Annotated in this window: 16 protein-coding genes; 3 read left to right on the forward strand and 13 right to left on the reverse strand. The window is 67.8% G+C overall.

Features of this window, described 5'->3' with window-relative positions:
- Positions 1 to 4 precede the first annotated feature (4 nt).
- Positions 5 to 1603, reverse strand: coding sequence for a ribosomal protection-like ABC-F family protein (gene abc-f, locus BJ980_RS03300; protein WP_179500970.1), 1599 nt, complete (start codon positions 1601 to 1603; stop codon positions 5 to 7).
- Positions 1604 to 1672: 69 nt separating this feature from the next.
- On the opposite strand from abc-f, the gene ypfJ reads away from it, so the two are divergent.
- A complete protein-coding gene (gene ypfJ / locus BJ980_RS03305) occupies positions 1673 to 2581 on the forward strand; it encodes a KPN_02809 family neutral zinc metallopeptidase (protein ID WP_179500971.1) in 909 nt (302 codons plus the stop codon).
- 54 nt (positions 2582 to 2635) lie between these two features.
- On the opposite strand, the gene BJ980_RS03310 is transcribed toward ypfJ, so the two are convergent.
- The 12 genes from BJ980_RS03310 to BJ980_RS03365 form a co-directional block, all read right to left on the reverse strand.
- Positions 2636 to 3526, reverse strand: coding sequence for a phosphotransferase (locus BJ980_RS03310; RefSeq protein WP_179500972.1), 891 nt, complete (start codon positions 3524 to 3526; stop codon positions 2636 to 2638).
- A gap of 19 nt (positions 3527 to 3545) precedes the next feature.
- Positions 3546 to 4163: an acVLRF1 family peptidyl-tRNA hydrolase gene (locus BJ980_RS03315; RefSeq protein WP_343047668.1), complete on the reverse strand. Its 618-nt coding sequence runs from the start codon at positions 4161 to 4163 to the stop codon at positions 3546 to 3548.
- 131 nt (positions 4164 to 4294) lie between these two features.
- Positions 4295 to 4648, reverse strand: a complete 354-nt coding sequence (locus tag BJ980_RS03320; RefSeq protein WP_179500973.1) for a metal-sulfur cluster assembly factor — start codon at positions 4646 to 4648, stop codon at positions 4295 to 4297.
- Positions 4641 to 5099, reverse strand: a complete 459-nt coding sequence (gene sufU, locus BJ980_RS03325) for a Fe-S cluster assembly sulfur transfer protein SufU (RefSeq protein WP_179500974.1) — start codon at positions 5097 to 5099, stop codon at positions 4641 to 4643. Before sufU ends, BJ980_RS03320 begins: the two co-directional genes overlap by 8 nt.
- A 5-nt stretch (positions 5100 to 5104) precedes the next feature.
- Positions 5105 to 6385, reverse strand: coding sequence for a cysteine desulfurase (locus BJ980_RS03330; protein ID WP_179500975.1), 1281 nt, complete (start codon positions 6383 to 6385; stop codon positions 5105 to 5107).
- Complete coding sequence (sufC, locus tag BJ980_RS03335) at positions 6385 to 7143, reverse strand: Fe-S cluster assembly ATPase SufC (protein ID WP_179500976.1); 759 nt, start codon at positions 7141 to 7143, stop codon at positions 6385 to 6387. The genes BJ980_RS03330 and sufC overlap by 1 nt, the downstream gene beginning before the upstream one ends.
- A 56-nt stretch (positions 7144 to 7199) precedes the next feature.
- On the reverse strand, positions 7200 to 7535 hold the full coding sequence (locus BJ980_RS03340; protein WP_179500977.1) for a non-heme iron oxygenase ferredoxin subunit: 336 nt from the start codon (positions 7533 to 7535) through the stop codon (positions 7200 to 7202).
- Positions 7535 to 8719, reverse strand: a complete 1185-nt coding sequence (gene sufD / locus BJ980_RS03345; protein WP_179500978.1) for a Fe-S cluster assembly protein SufD — start codon at positions 8717 to 8719, stop codon at positions 7535 to 7537. The genes BJ980_RS03340 and sufD overlap by 1 nt, the downstream gene beginning before the upstream one ends.
- A gap of 46 nt (positions 8720 to 8765) precedes the next feature.
- Positions 8766 to 10193 carry a Fe-S cluster assembly protein SufB gene (gene sufB / locus BJ980_RS03350; RefSeq protein WP_179500979.1) on the reverse strand — a complete coding sequence of 476 codons (1428 nt, stop codon included), beginning with the start codon at positions 10191 to 10193 and terminating at the stop codon, positions 8766 to 8768.
- Positions 10190 to 10891: a helix-turn-helix domain-containing protein gene (locus BJ980_RS03355; protein WP_179500980.1), complete on the reverse strand. Its 702-nt coding sequence runs from the start codon at positions 10889 to 10891 to the stop codon at positions 10190 to 10192. Before BJ980_RS03355 ends, sufB begins: the two co-directional genes overlap by 4 nt.
- A gap of 55 nt (positions 10892 to 10946) precedes the next feature.
- Positions 10947 to 11771, reverse strand: coding sequence for an ABC transporter permease (locus tag BJ980_RS03360; protein WP_179500981.1), 825 nt, complete (start codon positions 11769 to 11771; stop codon positions 10947 to 10949).
- Positions 11768 to 12745, reverse strand: coding sequence for an ATP-binding cassette domain-containing protein (locus tag BJ980_RS03365; RefSeq protein ID WP_179500982.1), 978 nt, complete (start codon positions 12743 to 12745; stop codon positions 11768 to 11770). Before BJ980_RS03365 ends, BJ980_RS03360 begins: the two co-directional genes overlap by 4 nt.
- 139 nt (positions 12746 to 12884) lie before the next feature.
- Here BJ980_RS03365 and BJ980_RS03370 point away from each other — a divergent pair, with 139 nt between their 5' ends.
- Positions 12885 to 13820 carry an ABC transporter ATP-binding protein gene (locus BJ980_RS03370; RefSeq protein WP_343047669.1) on the forward strand — a complete coding sequence of 312 codons (936 nt, stop codon included), beginning with the start codon at positions 12885 to 12887 and terminating at the stop codon, positions 13818 to 13820.
- Positions 13817 to 14599 carry an ABC transporter permease gene (locus BJ980_RS03375; protein ID WP_343047670.1) on the forward strand — a complete coding sequence of 261 codons (783 nt, stop codon included), beginning with the start codon at positions 13817 to 13819 and terminating at the stop codon, positions 14597 to 14599. Before BJ980_RS03370 ends, BJ980_RS03375 begins: the two co-directional genes overlap by 4 nt.
- Positions 14600 to 14608 lie beyond the last annotated feature (9 nt).

Consider the following 14608-nt stretch of genomic DNA (forward strand, 5'->3'; position numbering starts at 1 on the left):
CGGATCAGGCGAGGGAGACCAGGTCGGCGTACCCCTCGTTCCAGAGGTCCTCGTCGCCATCGGGCAGGAGCAGGACCCGGTCGGGCTCGAGTGCTCGGACCGCGCCCTCGTCGTGGGTGACGAGGATGATCGCGCCCTGATAGGTGCGGATCGCGGCCAGCACCTCCTCGCGCGAGGCGGGGTCCAGGTTGTTGGTGGGCTCGTCGAGGAGCAGGACGTTGGCGCTGGAGACGACCAGGCTGGCCAGGGCGAGCCTGGTCTTCTCCCCGCCGGAGAGGACGCCGGCCATCTTGTGGGCGTCGTCGCCGGAGAAGAGGAAGGAACCCAGCACGCTGCGGGCCTCGGTGTCGGTGAGCTGGGGAGCCGCAGCCTGCATGTTCTCCAGGACGGTGCGGTTCACGTCCAGCGTCTCGTGCTCCTGGGCGTAGTAGCCGACCTTGAGGCCGTGGCCGGGGATCACCTCACCGGTGTCCGGCTCGTCGACGCCCGCGAGGATCCGCAGCATGGTGGTCTTGCCGGCACCGTTGAAGCCGAGGATCACGACCCGGCTGCCCTTGTCGATGGCCAGGTCGACGTCCATGAAGACCTCGAGGGATCCGTAGGACTTGGACAATTCCTTGGCGGTGAGCGGAGTCTTCCCGCACGGCGCCGGGGCCGGGAACTTGATCTTCGCGACCTTGTCGGCCTGACGCTCCCCCTCGAGGCCGGACATCATCTTCTCGGCCCGCTTCAGCATCGATTGCGCGGCCGAGGCCTTGCTCGCCTTGGCTCGCATCCGGTTGGCCTGGTCGGTGAGGGTCTTGGCCTTGGTCTCGGCGTTGACCCGCTCGCGCTTGCGGCGTCGCTCGTCGGTCTCGCGCTGCTTGAGGTAGTTCTTCCACCCCATGTTGTAGACGTCGATCTCGCCACGGTTCGCGTCGAGGTGCATCACCTTGTTGACGGTGGACTCGAGCAGCTCGTTGTCGTGCGAGATCACGATCAGGCCACCCTTGTAGCCCTTCAGGAACTCCCGCAGCCAGACGATCGAGTCCACGTCGAGGTGGTTCGTCGGCTCGTCCAGCAGCATTGTCTCGGCGCTGGAGAAGAGGATCCGAGCCAGCTCGACGCGTCGGCGCTGACCGCCGGACAACGTCTTGAGCGGTTGGGTCAGGATCCGGTCCTCGATGCCCAGGCTGCTGGCGATCGTCGACGCCTCGGACTCGGCGGCATAGCCACCGTTGGCGTGAAGCTCGTTGTCGGCGTTGGTGTAGCGCTTCATGGCGCGCTCGGAGACGACCGGGTCTTCCGAGGCCATCTCGATCTCGGCGGTGCGGAGACGGCGTACGACGTCATCCAGGCCGCGTGCCGACAGGATGCGGTCCATCGCCAGGACCTCGGGGTCGCCGGTGCGCGGGTCCTGCGGCAGATAGCCGATCTCCCCGGAGGTCAGCACCTTGCCCGAGGCCGGCTGCGCCTCCTGGGCGAGGATCTTGGTCAGGGTGGTCTTTCCGGCGCCGTTTCGCCCCACGAGACCGACCTTGTCACCGGCAGCGACGCGGAAGTTCACGTTCTCCATGAGGAGGCGAGCACCGGCGCGGACTTCGAGTTGCTGGGCGGTGATCATCAGGGTGGATAGTCTACGTGCGAGAAGCCCCCGCCCCCGCATCCGTGCGGGCATCAGGAAGGACGCACCATGCGTTTCAATCCCAAGGCACGCATCGACTCGGGCAAGGTCTCGGGAGCATCCGGCGGTGGCGGTGGCGGCGGCTTCGGGGGTGGTGGCGGCAGGATTCCGATCCCCGGTGGCAAGGCGGGCGGCGGCGGCATCATCGGCTTCATCATCGTCGTCGCGATCGTGCTGTTCCAGATGTTCGCCAGCGGTGGCGATGGTGGTGGCGGCGCCTCGCACAACAACGCCGGCGGTGTCGACGGCAGCCTCTATGAGGACTGCAAGACAGGTGAGGACGCCAACACCGACGAGAACTGTGCCCGCAAGGCCGTGCTCCTTCTGCTGGAGGACTTCTGGTCCCAGCAGTTCAAGGGCGGGTTCAAGGCGGCACCCACACGCACCTTCAGCGGCTCGGTGAACACAGCCTGCGGTGGCGCCAGCTCGTCAGTCGGTCCGTTCTACTGCCCCGGAGACCAAACCATCTATCTCGATCCGGCCTTCTTCGACCAGGTCCTCGAGGGCCAGCTCGGCGGCAAGGGCGGTGACTTCGTGGAGCCCTACGTCCTGGGCCACGAATATGGCCACCACATCCAGAACATCACCGGACAGATGAAGAACGTCCGGACCCAGCAGGGCGCGAACAGCGACGCGGTGAAGCTGGAGCTCCAGGCCGACTGCTATGCCGGGCTGTGGACCCATCACGTCGAATCGCTCAAGGACGACAACGGCGAGCAGATCCTCGACCTCGACGACGCCGACATCGAGGAGGCCGTGGGTGCGGCCTACACCGTCGGCGACGACCACATCCAGGAAGTCACCGGCGGCCGGGTGGACGCCGACAAGTGGACGCACGGATCGTCGGAGCAGCGGATCGAGTGGTTCCGCAAGGGCTTCGACTCCGGGAAGTACGAGGCCTGCAACATCTGGAAGTGACCCTGCACCTGTCCGGCCTCGGTCCGGTCCCGGCCCAGGCCTCGCAGCCGCGCCTCAGAGCAGCGCCTCGACCTGTGCGAAGAGTCGTTGCAGCGAGCGCAGGTAGGGCGCGACGGATGGATGACGATATTTCCCGGCCAGTGCGCCGGGGCCGCCCGCCACCCTGGCGAGTGCCCACTCCGCCCGACTCACCGCGGTGTAGACGGCGTTGATCCGGGCACCGTGGACCACTTCGGTCGGCGTCGCCACCCCGGAGGGCAGACCGTCGGCATAGGCCTCGGCCAGGACCGCGAAGTCCTCGCGTGCCGTCAACGAGAGGTAGCCCAGGTCGGCACCCACGGCGCCGACACCCAGGGTCGACCAGTCGATCGCGACCACGTCCTCGCCCGCGCGGGAGATCAGGTTTGCCGGCACCGGATCGCCGTGCTGCAGCACCCGGGGCAGCGCGTCCAGGGTGGCCAGGTGGACGGGGCGTCGGGTCCACAACCGATCCGCGACGTCCGCGACGGTGGTGCGGGCCAGGGTCGTCCATCCCCCACGGCGCTCGATCCTGGCCAGCCGGTCGGCCAGCTGGTTGCGCGCCAGCCAGGACACCTCGGGCAGCGGGGTGCCCGCGAACCGGCCGAGTGCGCGGGCCAGGAACGGCCCGGGCAGCGCCACGGGCTCGACGTACTCCTGCCACAGGGTGATGCCGTCCTGGTCCTCATCGATGCCCAGGCAGGCCGGGGCACGCAGGCCTGGTGTCTCGTCGACCAGCCCGCTGGCCGCGATCTCGGCCGCCCGGCGCCACCACGCGAAGTGCGACGGGTCCGACAGGTCCGCCGGATCACCGCGCAGAGGGGCCTCGATCCGCTTGGCGACCCGGTCGCCGTCGCGCCACACGCCGACGGTGGACGCACCCATTCCGCCGGACAGGCGCTGCCAACCGGGTTCGGGTTCCCACATCCGCAGGCTCCTGCCCGTCTCAGGTGTTGGTGACACTCATCCTGACAGACATGGCGTCCGCGATCGCGCTTTCCAGCACGGAACGTCGTGGGTCCGGCACCGCGAGGAACGGCTCCACCACCCACTCGGCCAGCGAGCGGAGCCGTGGGTCTTCCAGGACAACGCCGATGGCGTCCCGGTCTCCCCCGGTGACCAGGACCATCTCGGCGTCGAGGATGCGGGCCGCGTGACCGGCAGCCGCCGCATAGGCCTCGCGCGCCTGGTTGTCGCGACGTCGGGCGAAGCGCTGCTGGCTCTGCCCGCCGGCCTTGGTGCGTCCCTGCACGTGGCGCTGGCCCACCTTCGACTCTGCGATCCGGTCGGCCTCGAGCCGCGCCACTGCGAACCCGCCCTTGCGGACCAGCAGGATCCCCCACGGCGAGGGTGGCGCACAGGCGGCCACGAACCCGTCGACGTCGGCTGAGTTGCCATAGCTCCGACCGAACGGCAGGTGGGCGGTGAACGTGGACCCGTCACCGCCTGTGCCGGTGAGTGCTCCCTGGGCCACCGCGATCTCGCAGCCCCCGTGCCCGGCACCGAAGTTCTCCACCCAGCGCTCGAGGCGGGCCGGGGGCAGCAACAACGACCGGGAGTCCACGACTCGACCCTAGTGGGTCAGCGCGACGAGCAGTCCCCGGTGGGCTCGGGGACACCGCTCACGCAAACCGCCACACCTGCCGGATGGCGGGTGTGGCGGATGTGGCGCGTATGGCGGTAGCCGGGCCTCGGTCAGACGTTGAAGCCGAGGGCGCGCAGCTGCTCGCGACCGTCGTCGGTGATCTTGTCCGGGCCCCACGGGGGCATCCAGACCCAGTTGATCGCGACGTCGTTGACCAGGCCCTCGAGTGCGCTGTTGGTCTGGTCCTGGATGACGTCGGTCAGCGGGCAGGCTGCCGAGGTCAAAGTCATGTCGATGACCAGGTTGGACGACTCGTCGAGGTGGAGGTCATAGACCAGGCCGAGGTCGACGACGTTGATGCCGAGCTCGGGGTCGACGACGTCCTTCATCGCCTCGGTCACGTCGTCGACGGTCACGGTCGAGCCGCCGGGGGCGGTTTCGGGAATGTCACTGTGGTCAGCCATGGGTGCTCTCCTTGTCGATGGCCTGCGCCGTGGCGTCCTTCCAGGCCATCCACGACAGTAGTGCGCACTTCACGCGCGCGGGGAACTTCGCCACTCCGGCAAAGGCGATGCCGTCCTCGAGGACGTCCTCGTCGGGTTCAACGGTGCCTCGTCCCTGCATCAGCTCCTGGAACGAGGTCAGGACCGACATGGCGTCGTCGACGCTCTTGCCGATCAGCAGGTCGGTCATCACCGAGGCCGAGGCCTGGGAGATCGAGCAACCGACCGAGTCATAGGAGATGTCCTGCACGACATCGTCGGCGACGTGGACGCGGAGGGTGACTTCGTCGCCGCAGGTCGGGTTGACGTGGTGCACCTCCGCCTCGAAGGGGTCGCGCAGTCCCTTGTTCAGCGGGTTCTTGTAGTGGTCCAGGATGATTTCCTGGTAGAGGGCATCAAGATCAGAATTCATGTCACTCAGTCCAACTTGAAGTAGGAGCGGGTGTATTCCAGCGCGTCCACGAGGGCATCGATCTCACCCGGCGTGGTGTAGAGGTAGGACGACGCGCGGGTCGAGGCCTGTACGCCGTAGCGCTTGTGCGCAGGCTTCGCGCAGTGGTGACCGGCACGCACCGCGACTCCTCGCGAGTCGAGGACCTGGGCGACGTCGTGCGGGTGCACGCCGTCGAGCTCGAAGGAGATCGCCCCGCCACGCAGCTTGGCGTCCCGCGGACCCAGCACGCTCAGGCCGGGCACGGTGGCCAGTCCGTCGAGCGCGTAGGCGGTGATCGCGTGCTCGTGCTCGCGGATGTTGTTCATCCCCACGTGGCCGAGATATTCGACTGCAGCCCCCAGCCCGATCGCCTCGACGATGGGCGGGGTGCCGGCCTCGAACTTGTGCGGGATCTGGGCGTAGGTCGACTTCTCCATGGTGACGGTCTCGATCATCTCGCCACCGCCCAGGAAGACAGGGAGCTGGTCGAGGATCTCGCGACGCCCCCAGAGCACACCGATCCCGGTGGGGCCGACGACCTTGTGCCCGGTGAAGACGAGCAGGTCGACACCGGCCGCGGCCAGCTCGGCCATGTCGACCGGCATCTGCGGAACCGCCTGCGAGGCGTCCACCACGACCAGGGCACCGACCGACTTCGCCCGACGGGCGATCTCAGCGATGGGGTTGATCGTGCCGAGCATGTTCGACACCCAGGTCAAGGACACGACGCGGGTCCGCTCGGTGATCAGCGAGTCGATCCCGGCCAGGTCGAGCTGGCCGTCCTCGGTGAGCCCGAACCAGCGCAGGGTCGCCCCCTTGCGCTCGGTGAGCAACTGCCACGGGACGATGTTGGAGTGGTGCTCCATCTCGGTGATGACCACCTCGTCGCCCTCGCCGATGGCGCCGACACCGTCCGACCAGTCACCCTTCGCCCACAACAGCGTGTTCGCGACCAGGTTGAGCGCCTCCGAGGCGTTCTTGGTGAAGATGACCTCGTCGCGCGAAGGCGCGTTGATGAATGCCGCGATCTTGTCGCGGGCGTCCTCGAACGCCTCCGACGACTCCGCCCCGAGCTGGTGCATCGCACGCGCCACGTTCGCGTTGTGCCGCTCGAGGTGGTCGACCATCGTGTCGATCACCACCTGCGGCTTCTGCGAGGTGTTGGCGCTGTCGAGGTAGACCAGCGGCAGGTCGCCGGCCAGGCGACGCTGCAGGATCGGGAAGTCGTTGCGGATGACTTCCAGCTCAGGGAGGAGTCCTTGCATCAGACCGCAGCCTTGACGTACTTGTCGTAGCCGTTGGCCTCGAGCTCGTCGGCCAGCTCGGGACCGCCCGACTCGGCAACCTTGCCGGCGACGAAGACGTGGACGAAGTCGGGCTTGATGTAGCGCAGGATCCGCGTGTAGTGCGTGATCAGCAGGACGCCCTTGTCCTTGGCCTCCGAGAAGCGGTTCACGCCCTCCGAGACGACCTTGAGCGCGTCGATGTCGAGGCCCGAGTCGGTCTCGTCGAGGACGGCGACCTTCGGGTTCAGCAGCTCGAGCTGGGCGATCTCGTGGCGCTTCTTCTCACCACCGGAGAAGCCCTCGTTGACCGAGCGGGTGCCGAAGGAGGCATCGAGGTCGAGCTTCTCGAGGGTGGCGTTGACGTCCTTGACCCAGGTGCGGAGCTTGGGGGCCTCACCGTCGATGGCGGTCTTGGCGGTGCGCAGGAAGTTCGACACCGAGACGCCGGGGACCTCGACGGGGTACTGCATGGCGAGGAAGAGGCCGGCGCGGGCGCGCTCGTCGACGGACATCTCGAGGACGTCCTCACCGTCGAGGTGGACCGTGCCGCTGGTGACGGTGTACTTCGGGTGGCCGGCGATCGAGTAGGCCAGGGTGGACTTGCCGGACCCGTTGGGGCCCATGATCGCGTGCGTCTCGCCGTCCTTGATGCTCAAGGTGACGCCCTTGAGGATTTCCTTGGGGCCGTCCTCGGTCTCGACGGAGACGTGCAGGTCGTTGATCTCCAGGGTGCTCATGAATCTTCTCTCCAATTGTGGTTGCCCGGGGCGACCGGGCGAGATGGTCAGTGTGGTCAGGAGGGCTTGACGCCGTTGAGTGGCTCACTGGTGTCGACGAAGACCTCGTCTCCCCGGACCTCCACCGCAAAGGTGGAGATCGGTTCAGTGGCCGGGAGGATCGTCGGCTTGCCGGTGCGCAGGTCGAAGGTCGAACCGTGCAGCCAGCACTCGATCGTGCAGTTGGCCACCTCGCCCTCGGAGAGGGGAACGGCAGCGTGGGAGCACAGGTCCTGGACGGCGAAGAACTCGTCGCCGTCGCGGGCGATCGCCACGTCCAGGCCGTCGAGACTCACCCCGAGGGCTTCGTCCTCGGGGACCTCGGTGGCCGCGCAGGCACGGACGAACGCCATCAGAACGCCTTCAGCACGTTCTTGGAGAGCTCGGCCTCGACCGTCTCGAGCAGCCTCTCCTCGATCTCGGGCACGTTGATCCGCGAGACCAGCTCGTTGAAGAAGCCGTGCACGACGAGACGGCGGGCCTCGTTCTCCTCGATGCCGCGCGAGCGCAGGTAGAAGAGCTGGTTGTCGTCGAAGCGACCGGTTGCCGAGGCGTGACCGGCGCCGGCGATCTCGCCGGTCTCGATCTCGAGGTTGGGCACGGAGTCGGCCTGGCAGCCGTCGGTGAGGACCAGGTTGCGGTTCTCCTCGAACGTCTCGATGCCCTCGGCGACCTTGCGGATCAGCACGTTGCCGATCCACACGGTGTGCGCGCCCTCGCCCTGCAGCGCGCCCTTGTAGACCGCGTTGCTCTTGGTGTTGGGCGCGTCGTGGTCGACGAAGAGCCGGTGCTCGATGTGCTGGCCGGCGTCGGCGAAGTAGAGACCGAGCATCTCCGCAGCTCCACCCGGACCGGCGTAGTGCACGTTGGAGTCCATCCGGACCACGTCGCCGCCGAAGCTGATTGCCGCGTGCTTGTAGGAGGCGTCGCGGCCGACCACGGCCTCGTGGTGGCTCAGGTGAACGGCGTCGTCGGCCCAGTCCTGCAAGGACACGACCGAGGCGTGCGCGCCGTCACCGACGTTGACCTCGACCACCTGTGCCAGCGAGGCGCTGCCGGTGTGGCGAAGGACGACCACGGCACTCGAGTGGGCACCGAACCGGAGTGCGACGTGGGCACCCTCGGTGCTGCTGGCGTCGCTGCCGGTGACGTCGACGATGATCGGCTCGGTCACCTCGGCGTTGGCCGGTACGTCGACCAGCAACGTGTCGGGCACCTCGGCCAGGATCCGGGCTCCGAACAGGGTGTTCGGAACCAGGTCGCTGATCCCGCGGAGGGCCTTGGCGTCGTCACCCGACACCGTCTCGACCCGGACACCGTCGGGGGTGTTGAAGGTGGCGACCGTGGTCCCCGACGAGGCGTAGGTGGCGTCGCTGGCGAGGCCACGCAGGCGCTTGAGCGGGGTGAACCGCCAAATCTCCTCGCGACCGGTCGGCGCGGTGTGGTCGTCGACGTTCAACGACCCCTCCGGGTGCAGGTGGGACTCCACCTTGTCGACCTCGAGGGCAGAGCGAACGTTCTCGGCTGTTGCTGTCACTTCTCGGCTTTCTGGTTGGTGCGGTGGCGAACAGGTCTCGGGCGGATCAGCCGACCGCGCCTTCCATCTGGAGCTCGATGAGCCGGTTGAGTTCGAGGGCGTACTCCATCGGGAGCTCCTTGGCGATCGGCTCCACGAATCCGCGGACGATCATCGCCATCGCCTCGTCCTGGCCCATGCCGCGCGACATCAAGTAGAAGAGCTGGTCGTCGGAGACCTTGGAGACCGAGGCCTCGTGACCCATCGAGACGTCGTCCTCGCGGATGTCGACGTAGGGGTAGGTGTCCGAGCGGCTGATCTGGTCGACCAGCAGTGCGTCGCAGAGCACGTTGGACTTGGAGCCGTGTGCGCCCTCGTTGATCTGGATCAGGCCGCGGTAGGAGGAACGGCCGCCACCACGGGCAACCGACTTCGACAGGATCGAGCTCGAGGTGTTCGGCGCGGCGTGGACCATCTTGGCGCCGGCGTCTTGGTGCTGCCCCTCGCCGGCGAAGGCGATGGAGAGCGTCTCCCCCTTGGCGTGCTCACCCATCAGGTAGATGGCGGGGTACTTCATCGTGACCTTGGAGCCGATGTTGCCGTCGACCCACTCCATGGTCGCGCCGGCCTCACAGGTGGCGCGCTTGGTCACCAGGTTGTAGACGTTGTTCGACCAGTTCTGGATGGTCGTGTAGCGGCAGCGGCCACCCTTCTTCACGATGATCTCCACCACGGCGGAGTGCAGCGAGTCGGAGGAGTAGATCGGCGCGGTGCAGCCCTCGACGTAGTGCACGTAGGCGTCCTCGTCGACGATGATCAGCGTGCGCTCGAACTGACCCATGTTCTCGGTGTTGATCCGGAAGTAGGCCTGCAGCGGGATGTCGACGTGCACGCCCTTCGGCACGTAGATGAACGAGCCACCGGACCAGACCGAGGTGTTCAGCGCGGCGAACTTGTTGTCGCCGACCGGGATCACGGTGCCGAAGTATTCCTGGAAGAGCTCCGGGTGCTCCTTCAGCGCGGTGTCGGTGTCGAGGAAGAGCACGCCCTGCTCCTCGAGGTCCTCGCGGATCGCGTGGTAGACGACCTCGGACTCGTACTGCGCGGCGACGCCGGAGACCAGGCGCTGCTTCTCAGCCTCCGGGATGCCGAGCCGGTCGTAGGTGTTCTTGATGTCCTCGGGCAGGTCGTCCCACGAGGTCGCCTGCTTCTCGGTGGAGCGGACGAAGTACTTGATGTTGTCGAAGTCGATCCCCGACAGGTCGGAGCCCCAGTTCGGCATCGGCTTGCGGCCGAAGAGCTTGAGGCCCTTGAGACGCAGGTCGAGCATCCACTGCGGCTCGTCCTTCTTCGAAGAGATGTCGCGGACGACGTCCTCGTTCAGGCCTCGCTTGGCATTGGCGCCGACGTCGTTCTTGTCGGACCAGCCGAACTCGTAGCGTCCGATGCCCTCGAGCTCGGGGTTGAGTTCGTCAATGCTCGGTGTGGCGGTCATGAAGACTCCTCGCGGTTGTCGGGGTTGAGCGTCGTCGGGGTGTGCGGAATGCTGGTCGTGCAGACGCCATCACCGTGGGCGATGGTGGCCAGGCGTTGCACGTGGCGGCCGAGCACCCGGCCGATGGCCTCGGTCTCGGCCTCGCACAACTGGGGAAACTCGGCGGCCACGTGGGCCACCGGGCAGTGCTGCTGGCACAGCTGGGCTGCCATCGGCAGTTCCCGAACCGCGGCAGCATAGCCACCACGGTTGAGCACCTGGGCGACGGCCGCGACCGGGTCGAGCCCGGCGTCGGCCTCGACCAGCTTGTGGAACTCGTCCTCGATCTGCTGCGCACGCTTGCGTGCGAAGGAAGTCACCGCTTCCTCGCCACCGTGCTCGGCGAGGAACTGCAGGGCTTCGACCGCCAACGTGTCGTAGTGGTGGTCGAAGGTGTCCCGCCCGGTCTCGGTGATCGCGAAGACCCGGGCCGGACGGCCGCGTCGGCGCGAACCGTAGACCCGCTGCTCGCGGGACTCGACTGCTCCGGTCGCGACGAGGTGGTCGAGGTGACGACGTACGGCGGCCGGCGTCAGGTCCAGCCGGTCGGCCAGCTGCGCCGCCGTCGAGGGGCCCTGTTCCAGGATGGTGCGGACCACGCGAGCGCGCGTCGGAGCGTCCCCTTCAGGGACGACAACGGAGCTCTGGGTGAATTCCACAACACAAGTGTGACGTTAATGCCGCACCCGGTTCAAGCAAGGGTGACCTAACCGATCAATCCTGGGTGCGCTTGCGGAAGGTCCGGATCGCCAGCGGGGCCACCACGACCGTGAGCCCGACGGTCCAGATGAGGGTGGTCAGCACCGGGTGCTGCAAGGGCAGCGAGGCGTCGTCCGCCACCGGGCCGGCGTTGCCCCACAGCTCCCGCACTGCCTGGACCAGGGCCGAGATCGGGTTCCACTCGGCGATCGTGCGCAGCCAACTGGGCATGTTCTCGGTGGGCGCGAACGTGTTGGCCAGGAAGGTGATCGGGAACATCGTGGTGAACATGACCCCGTTGACCGCCTCCACCGAGCGCATCTTCGAGCCCACCCAGATGCCGATCCAGATCATCGCGAAGCCCCAGAGCAGGAGCAGCAGGTAGGCCAGCACGGCCTCGGCGAGGCTGCCCCGGATCCGCCAGCCGATGACCAGCCCGGTCAGCGACATCACGACGATCCCGATGCTCGAGTGCATCAGGCTCGAGATGCTGCGGCCGACCAGCACCGCAGCCGGGTTGATCGGCAGGGACCGCATCCGGTCCACGATGCCCTTCTCGATGTCGGCGGTGAGTCCGACAGCGACGATGAAGGAGGCGAAGGCGACGGTCTGGCCCATGATCCCGGCCAACAGCCACTCGCGGTAGCCGGCCGGGGCGTTGGTGGCGATGGACCCGCCGAAGACGAAGGCGAACAGCATCACGAACATCACCGGCTGGATGGTGACGTCCATCAGCATCTCGGGCATGCGCTTGATGTGGATCAGGTTGCGTCGCACGATCACCAGGGACTGTCGCAGCAGTCCGGTGTCGCGGATCTCGGGGCGTTCCAGGGCGGTCATCCGATGAGCTCCTCATCAGGGGTGTCGGTCGGGTCCTCGGCGCGGTGACCGGTCAGGTGCAGGAAGACGTCGTCGAGACTTGGGCGCTTGAGGCCCAGGTCGTCGAGCTCGATCGCGCTGTCGGCGAAGACCGAGGCGATCCGGGTCATGTCGGCCAGGCCCTCGGCCGCCGCGGTCAGCTGGCGGGCCGGCTCCTCGACATGCACCTCGGCGACCTGGGTGCGCAGCAGACGCTCCGCCTCGGGCAGGTCGGCGGCGTGGGAGACGGTGACCACGACCGCGGCGGCTCCGGAGCGATCCTTGAGCTGCAGCGGCGTGCCCTGGGCGATCACCTTGCCCTTGTCGATCACCACGATGTCGTCGGCCAGCTGGTCGGCCTCCTCGAGGTACTGCGTGGTCAGCAGCAGCGTGGTCCCGTCCCGGACCAGCTCACGCAGGACGTCCCACAGCTCCACCCGCGAGCGCGGGTCGAGCCCGGTGGTCGGCTCGTCGAGGAACAGCACCGGCGGCGTGGCGATCAGGCTGACCGCCAGGTCGAGTCGACGTCGCATGCCACCGGAGTAGGTCTTCACGATCCGGTTGCCGGCGTCGGTCAACGAGAACCGCTCCAGCAGGTCGCCCCCGGCCTTGCGCAGATAGCTCGAGGAGAGCCCGTAGAGGCCACCGATCAGGCGGATGTTCTCCCGGCCGGTCAGCAGCTCGTCCACGGTCGCGGCCTGGCCGGTCAGGCCCATGCTCCGGCGCACCGCACGTGGGTCGGTGAGGATGTCGTGGCCGGCCACCCGGGCGGTGCCGCTGGTGGGTGTGGTGAGTGTGGTCATCATCCGCACGGTGGTGGTCTTGCCGGCGCCGTTGGGCCCGAGCATGCCCAGCACGGTGCCTTCGGGGACGGAGAAGCTGACGCCGTCGACGGCGACGGTCTCTCCGAAGTGCTTGACGAGGCCGTCTGCCTCGATCGCGGGTGGTGTGGTCATCGGCGCTCCAGTGGAGGGGTTTCGTGGGAGGGGAATGGGTGGTCGAGGGTGTGGACTCCGACGAGCGCCGGAAGTCATCGCTGAACACGCTACGGATCCCCACCGACAGCCGTCACCTGCTTATTCCTAGACTGTCCCGGTGCCTGCCTCCCCCGCTGTCGAGATCGACGGTCTCGTCATGCGCTACGGCGAGAAGGTCGCGGTCGACGAGTTGTCGCTGAGGGTCGAGCGCGGCAGCATCACCTCGGTCCTCGGTCCGAACGGGGCCGGCAAGACCACCACGCTGGAGACCTGTGAGGGATTCCGCCGCCCGCAGGGCGGGCGGGTCCGCGTGCTGGGCCTCGATCCGGTCCGGTCACGCAGTGAGCTGCTCCCCCGCATCGGCGTGATGTTGCAGTCTGGCGGCGCCTGGTCCGGCGTACGGGCCGTGGAGATGCTCACTCACATCGCCGCGCTGCACGCCAACCCGTTGCCGGTCGGCCTGCTGGTCGAACGACTCGGCCTCGGTGACTGCGGCCGTACGCCGTATCGCCGGCTCTCCGGTGGGCAGCAGCAGCGGCTCGGCCTGGCGATGGCCGTGGTCGGCCGTCCCGAGCTCGTCTTCGTCGACGAGCCCACGGCCGGCATGGACCCTGCGGCACGGCGTACCACCTGGGAGCTGCTCAAGGAGCTGCGCGAGGCCGGCGTGACCATCGTGCTGACCACCCACCACATGGACGAGGCGGAGCGACTCTCCGACCTGGTCCACGTGATCGACCGCGGCCGACTGGTCGCCAGCGGTACGCCGTTCGAGCTGACCCGGGCCCGCGAGCAGACCACCATCCGACTGGTCGTCACCGATCCGTTCCCCGAGTCCGCCCCCGACTTGTTGAAGAAGGCGCTCGGCGAGGACACCGAGGTGACCGCGATCAACGCCCAGAGTCTGATGATCACCGGCCCGGCCGACTCGACCACGCTGGGCATCGTGGCCCGATGGTGCGAGGACCAAGGCGTTCTGCCCGAGTCGATGACACTGGGCCAACGGACCCTCGAGGACGTCTTCCTGCAGGTCACCGGACGGGAGTTCAAGCCGTGAGCACCGAGCAGGACCTCTTCACGCCCCACCCGGGATCCGCGCCCCTGGCCAGCCAGGTGCGGGCCCAGGCGTGGATGGAGACCAAGCTGATCCTGCGCAACGGCGAGCAGCTGTTGCTCGCCGTGGTGATCCCGGTCCTCGCCCTCATCGGCGGGGTCCTGGCCGCCGACCGGCTCGGCCTCGACTTCGACGAGACGGCCGTGAACATGCTCACCCCGGGCGTGCTCGCCCTGGCCGTGATGTCCACCTCGTTCACCTCGCTGGCGATCGCCACCGGGTTCGAACGGCGCTACGGCCTGTTGAAGCGGCTCGGTGCCTCTCCCCTGCCCCGTTTCGGCCTGCTGATGGGCAAGGTGCTGGCCCTCCTCGGCGTCCAGGTGCTGCAGGCGATCGTGATCTGCGCGGTGGCGCTCACCTTCGGCTGGAGCCCCGGCGGCGGCGCTGTGGGCTTCCTGCTCGCCCTGGCCGGTGCGCTGCTCGGCACCGTCGCCTTCGCCGGACTCGGCCTGGCCCTGGCCGGAGCGATGCGCGCCGAGGCGACCCTGGCCGCTGCCAACCTCGTCTACCTGCTGCTGATGATGGGCGGTGGGATCGTCCTCCCCCGCTCCACCTACGGCGCGGCCGGCGACGTACTCCAATATCTTCCGTCCGCCGCGCTGGGCGACGTGCTGCGTGACGCACTGATCGACCAGACGGCCAATGCAGGAGCGTTCGTGGTGCTGACGATCTGGGCCGTGCTCGCCGCGGTCGTCGCCAGCAGGACCTTCAAGTGGGAATGAGCAGCAAGT

The sequence above is a fragment of the Nocardioides daedukensis genome (assembly GCF_013408415.1).
In the GTDB taxonomy this organism is placed as follows: domain Bacteria; phylum Actinomycetota; class Actinomycetes; order Propionibacteriales; family Nocardioidaceae; genus Nocardioides; species Nocardioides daedukensis.

Coding starts and splice junctions, on each gene's coding strand:
- BJ980_RS03320 (WP_179500973.1), bottom strand. CDS start 4,648: ATGGCTGACCACAGTGACATTCCCGAAACCGCCCCCGGCGGCTCGACC.
- abc-f (WP_179500970.1), bottom strand. CDS start 1,603: ATGATCACCGCCCAGCAACTCGAAGTCCGCGCCGGTGCTCGCCTCCTC.
- BJ980_RS03360 (WP_179500981.1), bottom strand. CDS start 11,771: ATGACCGCCCTGGAACGCCCCGAGATCCGCGACACCGGACTGCTGCGA.
- sufB (WP_179500979.1), bottom strand. CDS start 10,193: ATGACCGCCACACCGAGCATTGACGAACTCAACCCCGAGCTCGAGGGC.
- sufU (WP_179500974.1), bottom strand. CDS start 5,099: ATGAATTCTGATCTTGATGCCCTCTACCAGGAAATCATCCTGGACCAC.
- BJ980_RS03310 (WP_179500972.1), bottom strand. CDS start 3,526: ATGTGGGAACCCGAACCCGGTTGGCAGCGCCTGTCCGGCGGAATGGGT.
- BJ980_RS03340 (WP_179500977.1), bottom strand. CDS start 7,535: ATGGCGTTCGTCCGTGCCTGCGCGGCCACCGAGGTCCCCGAGGACGAA.
- BJ980_RS03330 (WP_179500975.1), bottom strand. CDS start 6,385: ATGCAAGGACTCCTCCCTGAGCTGGAAGTCATCCGCAACGACTTCCCG.
- ypfJ (WP_179500971.1), top strand. CDS start 1,673: ATGCGTTTCAATCCCAAGGCACGCATCGACTCGGGCAAGGTCTCGGGA.
- sufC (WP_179500976.1), bottom strand. CDS start 7,143: ATGAGCACCCTGGAGATCAACGACCTGCACGTCTCCGTCGAGACCGAG.
- BJ980_RS03365 (WP_179500982.1), bottom strand. CDS start 12,745: ATGACCACACCACCCGCGATCGAGGCAGACGGCCTCGTCAAGCACTTC.